The sequence below is a fragment of the Phocaeicola sp. RTP21198st1_B8_RTP21198_201120 genome (genome assembly GCF_040929485.1).
In the GTDB taxonomy this organism is placed as follows: Bacteria; Bacteroidota; Bacteroidia; order Bacteroidales; family Bacteroidaceae; genus Phocaeicola; species Phocaeicola dorei.
In genome coordinates this window covers 22025-28769 of record NZ_JBCOCI010000063.1, presented here as the reverse complement: position 1 = coordinate 28769, position 6745 = coordinate 22025, and the positions used below count along the sequence as shown (strand labels likewise).

General features: G+C 39.3%; 4 protein-coding genes. 3 read left to right on the top strand and 1 reads right to left on the bottom strand.

What is annotated here, in order from left to right; genetic code table 11:
- Positions 1-15: 15 nt before the first annotated feature.
- A complete protein-coding gene (locus AB5935_RS17985; RefSeq protein WP_007840442.1) occupies positions 16-1032 on the bottom strand; it encodes a threonine aldolase family protein in 1017 nt (338 codons plus the stop codon).
- Between the two features lie 165 nt (positions 1033-1197).
- Between AB5935_RS17985 and AB5935_RS17980 the strand changes: the two genes are divergently transcribed.
- The 3 genes from AB5935_RS17980 (at position 1198) to AB5935_RS17970 (ending at position 6664) form a co-directional block, all read left to right on the top strand.
- Positions 1198-3963 (top strand): TonB-dependent receptor, encoded by a 2766-nt coding sequence (locus tag AB5935_RS17980; protein WP_007836659.1) that lies wholly within the window; start codon positions 1198-1200, stop codon positions 3961-3963.
- Positions 3964-3999: 36 nt separating this feature from the next.
- Positions 4000-5577, top strand: a complete 1578-nt coding sequence (locus tag AB5935_RS17975) for a hypothetical protein (RefSeq protein WP_038611351.1) — start codon at positions 4000-4002, stop codon at positions 5575-5577.
- A gap of 115 nt (positions 5578-5692) precedes the next feature.
- Positions 5693-6664, top strand: a complete 972-nt coding sequence (locus AB5935_RS17970) for a type I phosphomannose isomerase catalytic subunit (RefSeq protein ID WP_007836655.1) — start codon at positions 5693-5695, stop codon at positions 6662-6664.
- Positions 6665-6745 lie beyond the last annotated feature (81 nt).

The following is a 6745-nucleotide window of genomic DNA, read 5'->3' as shown; positions in this document are numbered from 1 at the left end:
AGAAACGGAAGATGATTATAGCGCCTTTATGCAAGCTATCAGTTTGTCTACATCTTCTTCTTCTGTATCGAAAGAGGTAACAAGTCTCATTTCTCCTATGGCTTCGTTCCAAAAGTAGAAATGATAATATTTTTGTAGCTTATTTTCTTTTTCACGTGGCATGATGAAGAATAATTGGTTGCTTTCCACCGTTTGGGTAAACTTTATATCAGGCATTGTGGAAAGTTCCTTGTACAAGCGTTGCGCCATTGCGTTGGCATGTTGTGCGCATGTTAGCCATAGGTTATCTTCAAGGAAGGCTGTGAACTGGCAAGAGATATAACGCATTTTGCTGGCCAATTGGCAGGCTTGTTTTCTGGCATAACGCGCTTCCTTTATCAAATCTTGATTGAAAATCATGACACATTCGGCTCCCATCAGTCCGTTCTTTGTTCCTCCCAAAGTCAATGTGTCGACTCCGCAAGCTCCTGATATATCATCAAGACTCATTCCCAATGCTGCCGCGGCATTAGAGATACGGGCGCCGTCCATATGCACAAACAGTCCATGTCGGTGTGCAAATTCTGTCAATGCGCATATTTCTTCTGGTTTGTAAATTGTTCCCAACTCACTACATTGGCTTAGGTAAATTGCTCCGGGCTGAGAATGGTGTTCTATACCAAAGTTAACCATAAATGGTTTTAGTAATTCCGGAGTCAGTTTGCCATCCAGAGTAGGAATTGTGCGCATGAAACAGCCAGTCGCTTTACTGGGGGCACCACATTCATCTACAGCAATGTGAGCTGTGTCGGCACAGAAGATAATATGGTAAGGACGGGTCATCATTTGCAACGCCATAGTATTACTGCCTGTGCCATTAAAAACAAACAGTGCTTCACATGGACGTGAAAATTGTTCTTTCACTTTGTGGGCGGCTTCTTCTGTCCACGGGTCATCTCCATAGCCAAGTGCATGTCCGTTATTGGCCTTCATTAATGCTTCCATGATACGGGGATGTACACTTGAATTATTGTCAGATGCAAAACTTCTCATATTCTTTCTCTATTTTACAATTTATTTGTAAAGGTAGGAGCTTTTTCAACAAAATGCAATGAAATGTCATTGAAATAAATATGCAAAAGGAGCATCATGCAGATGTATTATACATGTAATGCTTTTATCTGATCTTTGCCATCGGAAAAATAACAAGGTAAAAGTATGATGAAAATTCAGATGAAAGGCATTAGCCTTATGATAATTCTTTTGATGCTGGCATTGACCGTACAGGCGGCCGTTTTGCGAGGAACTATAACAGATAAAGCGACTAAAGAGCCACTTATTGGTGCTGCCGTACAGTTAAGTGGTACAAATATAGGAACTATTACTGATGTGGATGGTAATTTTGAACTTGCGGGATTAAGAAATGGAACGTACAAGCTTATTATATCTTATGTGTCTTATTGTACACAGATTGTTGAGGTTACAATAAATGGTATGTTCGAAATAAAAGTAGAACTAGAACAGGATAATCAACAATTAGGAGAAGTTGTGGTTGTAGCGGATGCTAAAAAGAATACGGAGAATGCTATAATTACCCAACAACGTACCAGCTTGGTTATGCAAACGGGAGTTTCTGCCCAGCAGATTACCAAGACGCAAGATAAAGATGCTTCGGAAGTGATTCGCCGTGTGTCGGGTATCAGTATAATTGAGGAGAAATTCGTTATGGTACGTGGGCTTTCACAACGGTATAATAATGTGTGGATTAATAATAGTGCCGTGCCTAGTTCAGAAGCCGATGCGCGTGCTTTCTCTTTCGATATTATTCCATCGTCGCAGTTGGATAATATGTTGGTAGTGAAATCACCTGCACCGGAATATCCAGCTGATTTCAGTGGTGGTTTTATTTTAGTGAATACCAAAGATGTTCCTAGCAGTAATCTGTTTACTATTTCGGTTGGAACTAGTTTAAATGATCAGACTCATTTTAAAAAGTTTCTGTATAATAAAGGAAGTGGCACAGATTTTCTAGGTTTCGATAATGGCTTTCGTAGCTTGAAAGGTGGAATCAATGCTGTGCTTAATCCGATAAATAACGGCTATGATTTATTAAATAATGGGTTGAACAATGACTGGACCGTTAAAGATCGTAGGCCCTTGGCAGATCTTAGCATGAATATGAATTTCAGCCGTCGCTGGGTGGATAGTAGCGGACGTACTTTGGCTATGTTAGGAACAGTGAACTATAGTAATAGCTATAAGACATATCTGGATATGGATAACAATTTGTTTGGTGCTTATGATACGACCCACGACTGTTCTAATTATTTACGTAAAAGTATAGATGACCAATATAATCATAATGTTCGTATAGGAACTATGCTGAATTTTACTTATGTACCTGCCAGTGGTAACAGCCGCTATGAGTTTAAGAATATTTTTAATCAATTAGGGAAAGACCGCTATACTTATCGTAAGGGGACAGATGCACAAAGTGATTATGAAGAGAGCGCGGAATATTATTATCAGAGTCGTACCACTTATAATGGTCAATTTACGGGGAAACATACATTGGGTGATGCCGATAAGTTGGATTGGAGTACTGGATATTCTTATGCCAATCGGAATATGCCAGACCGCCGTCGATATACTACCGTACTCAATGAAGAGACCAATCAGTTGGAAGTAGAGAACTTGAATGAGATTAATCGGGAGTTTTCCCGATTGGATGAACATATTTTGTCGGCTAACATCAATTATCAGCACGATTTTTCTTTCGGGATTTTTACTCCTAGCCTGAAGGCTGGAGCTTACACGGAGTATCGTGCTCGTGAATATAATACCCGTTTTTTTATTTATAGTTGGAAAAATGGTTTGCCGAGTGCTTATAAAGTAATGAATGTCCCTAATGAATTATTACAAGAGAAGAATTATGGGGAGAATGGACTTTATTTATTGGAACAAGTGGATTGGCGCAATAATTACGAAGGCAATAATCTCTTGAGTGCCGGTTATGTAGGGACCAATCTTCCATTGGGCAAATTGAATGTATACGCAGGAGTTCGTTTTGAACATAATAGAATGGAGCTGGTTAGCCATACACAGAAAAACGAGGAAAGCCCCACTAGCGTGTTTTACACGTATAATGACTTTTTCCCGTCTGTAAATGTGGCTTATCGTCTGAATGATAAGCAGCAGTTCCGTTTATCTTATGGACGTACTGTGAATCGTCCGGAATTTCGGGAGGTTTCTTCTTCTGTATATTATGATTTTGATCTTGCCAGTAATGTACAAGGTAATTATAATTTAAAGCCTGCTTATATTGATAATTTAGATTTTGGTTATGAACTTTATCCCAGCAGTGGAGAGCTGATTTCTGTTTCTCTTTTCTATAAAAGGTTTAAAAATCCTATTGAATGGACTTATACTGTATCCGGAGGCACAGACCTTATCTATTCGTATGTCAATGCCAAAGGAGCGGATAATTATGGGGTAGAGGTGGATATCCGCAAAAATCTGGATTTTATAGGTATGCGTAATTTTAGTCTTAGTCTGAACGGGGCCTTAATTAAAAGTAAAGTGAAATTTGAGCCGGGAGCCAAAGAGGAGGACCGTCCGATGCAAGGTCAATCTCCATATTTGATTAATGCCGGTTTTTTCTATCAACATGCCGATAGCGGATGGAATGCTGCATTGCTTTATAACCGTATCGGTAAGCGTATTATTGGTGTAGGCCGTAGTTTGGGAACTGCAGGCAATGAAGTAAGAGTACCCGATTCTTATGAAATGCCCCGTAATGCAGTAGATTTAAGTGTCTCGAAAAAAATCGGTAATCTGGAAATAAAGGTTGCTGTACGCGATTTGTTGGCGGAGAAAGTTTCTTTTAAGCAATTTGAAGAAACTAGACATGGAAAAGTGGAGCAAATTACCCGTCAATACAAATCAGGGCGTAATTTCAATTTGAACATTAACTATACGTTTTAAAATAGAATGAATCTTTCATTATTAACCAATAAACAAATGGAAATGAGAACTAACAAGTTTATGATTTACGTATTCTCAGCAATAATGCTGGGGGGAATGGTTGCTTGTAGCAGTGATGATCCGGAAACTGATACAGGAAACGGTAATGGCAACGGTGGAAATGCCGAAGCTCCTTATGTATGGGGGACTGAGGGAGTTATTAAAACATGTGACCACTTGTTATTTAATGATGATAAAACTGAGAATGCCAAAGGTACCGTGATAGGAAATGGAGATCAGGAGTTTATTTTTAAAGGTACACAGACTTTGTCTAAAGGAACTTACCTGATGAAAGGATGGATTTATGTGGGGACTGGGTCGGTATTGACCATCGAACCGGGAACTGTTATCAAAGGGGATAAAGATACACAGGCTGCCTTGATTGTAGAACCGGGTGGCAAACTAATAGCCGAGGGTACTAAAGATGCTCCGATTGTCTTTACCTCTGAACAGCCTAAAGGCCAGCGTAAACCGGGAGATTGGGGGGGATTGATTATTTGTGGTAATGCCAAGAACAATCAGGGAGTGTTGAATCAGCAGATTGAAGGAGGTCCGCGTACTAAACATGGAGGAAATGATGATGCTGACAATTCAGGTATATTAAGATATGTACGTGTGGAATTTGCTGGTTATCCTTTTCAAAAAGATAAGGAAATTAATGGTATAACTTTTGGATCTGTAGGTAGTGGGACTACCATTGATCATTTACAGGTATCATATTCCAATGACGACTCTTACGAATGGTTTGGAGGTAATGTAAATTGTAAATATCTAGTGGCTTATAATGGATGGGACGATGAATTTGATACAGATAATGGCTTCTCCGGTAAAGTCCAGTATTGTCTTTCAATCCGTGACCCGAGAATCGCAGATACTTCTCAGTCTAATGGTTTTGAGTCGGATAATTGTGGAGACGCCTCATTGATAGAACCCTATACGACAGCCGTATTTAGTAATGTCACTTTTATCGGACCGTTGGGGCGTGATGCCAACTTTGTTAATAATGAGAGCTATATTACCGGTGGTAGCTTCAATCCTAATAACGGTTCAGCTTTAGGTAAGTTCCAGTCTGCTATGCAGATCCGACGTTCCAGTCGTTTGAATTGCTTTAATTCAGTAGCTGTGGGATATCCTGTCGGTTTAATTATTGATGGTGAGAAAGGTAATACAGTTGAGATGACCAAGGCAGGAAACATAAAGTTGGAGAATATTTGGTTTGCAGGTATGACGGCGGTCGGTTCTGATGCCAACAAAATATATGATGATGTGCTTTATGATGCCGTGAACAAGCAAATCATTGATGCTGGACAAGAGTCTTACTCTTCTACTTTTTTTAAGGCTCAGAAAGGAAATAAAGTATTGACTGATGTCAATGAGTTGAAATTCAAGGACGGGCGTAATATCGGTGTTAATTATATGCCGGATGCAGGTAGTCCTGTGTTGACAGCCGCTTCATTTAATGACGCACTGTTGAGCAGTGGTTTTGAGAAAGTAGAATATATCGGAGCGTTTGGAACAGATGATAATTGGTTGGATAGCTGGACTAACTTCGATCCTAATAATACAGACTACTAATACACCTTTGAATATACACACACATAGCTGTTAATTTTAGGGGATTCTATGCGGTAAAGTCATAGAATTCCCTTATTTTTGTATCCAAACCTAGAAACTATTAATTAATACACCTATGTATCCATTTAAATTTAACCCCATTCTGAAATCCACCATTTGGGGTGGAGAAAAGATTATCCCGTTCAAGCATCTGAATATTGAACAGCCTCAGGTTGGTGAAAGTTGGGAAATCTCTAATGTTCCGGGCGATGAGTCTGTTGTTGCTAATGGAACTGAAGCCGGCAAAAATTTGAGCCAGTTGGTAAAAGAATATAAAGGATCTCTGGTAGGAGAAAGTAATTATCAGCGTTTTGGAGATAATTTTCCTTTGTTGATCAAATTCATTGATGCTTGTGACGACCTCTCTATACAAGTGCATCCGGATGATGAACTGGCAAAGAAGCGTCATAATTCGATGGGCAAGACTGAAATGTGGTATGTTATTGACAATGCCGGGGGGAAAGCACATCTGCGTTCGGGACTAAGTAAAAAGATTACTCCCGATGAATATGCTGCAATGATTGCTGATAATACGATTTGTGATGCATTGGCTGATTATGCCGTACAATCGGGTGATGTGTTTTTCTTGCCTGCAGGACGTATCCATAGTATTGGAGCCGGATGCTTTATTGCTGAGATTCAGCAGACCTCGAATGTGACTTACCGAATTTATGATTTCAATCGTAAGGATAAGAATGGTAATACTCGTGAACTGCATACAGAATTGTCAAAAGATGCCATAGATTATTCTGTAGAAGAGGATTATCGTACTCATTATACTCCGAAACAGAATGAGTCTGTCGAGTTGGTTACCTGTCCGTATTTCACTACTTCTGTTTATGATTTGACTGAAAATATGACGATAGATTATAGTGAACTGGATTCATTTGTAATTTATATTTGTATGGAAGGTATATGTACGGTAACTGATGGGGATGGTAACTCATTGGAATTGCAAGCCGGTGAATCTATCCTTTTCCCTGCCACAACAAAAGAAGTGAAAGTAACCGTGGAAGGTCATGTTAAGTTCTTGGAAACTTATGTATAAAGATTCGTTTTGTCTTTAATAAAATAACTGCTGTCTCCAATACATACAATGAAGGCAGCAGTTTATTTTATTAAAGACTAT

Coding starts and splice junctions, on each gene's coding strand:
- AB5935_RS17980 (WP_007836659.1), top strand. CDS start 1,198: ATGATGAAAATTCAGATGAAAGGCATTAGCCTTATGATAATTCTTTTG.
- AB5935_RS17985 (WP_007840442.1), bottom strand. CDS start 1,032: ATGAGAAGTTTTGCATCTGACAATAATTCAAGTGTACATCCCCGTATC.
- AB5935_RS17975 (WP_038611351.1), top strand. CDS start 4,000: ATGGAAATGAGAACTAACAAGTTTATGATTTACGTATTCTCAGCAATA.
- AB5935_RS17970 (WP_007836655.1), top strand. CDS start 5,693: ATGTATCCATTTAAATTTAACCCCATTCTGAAATCCACCATTTGGGGT.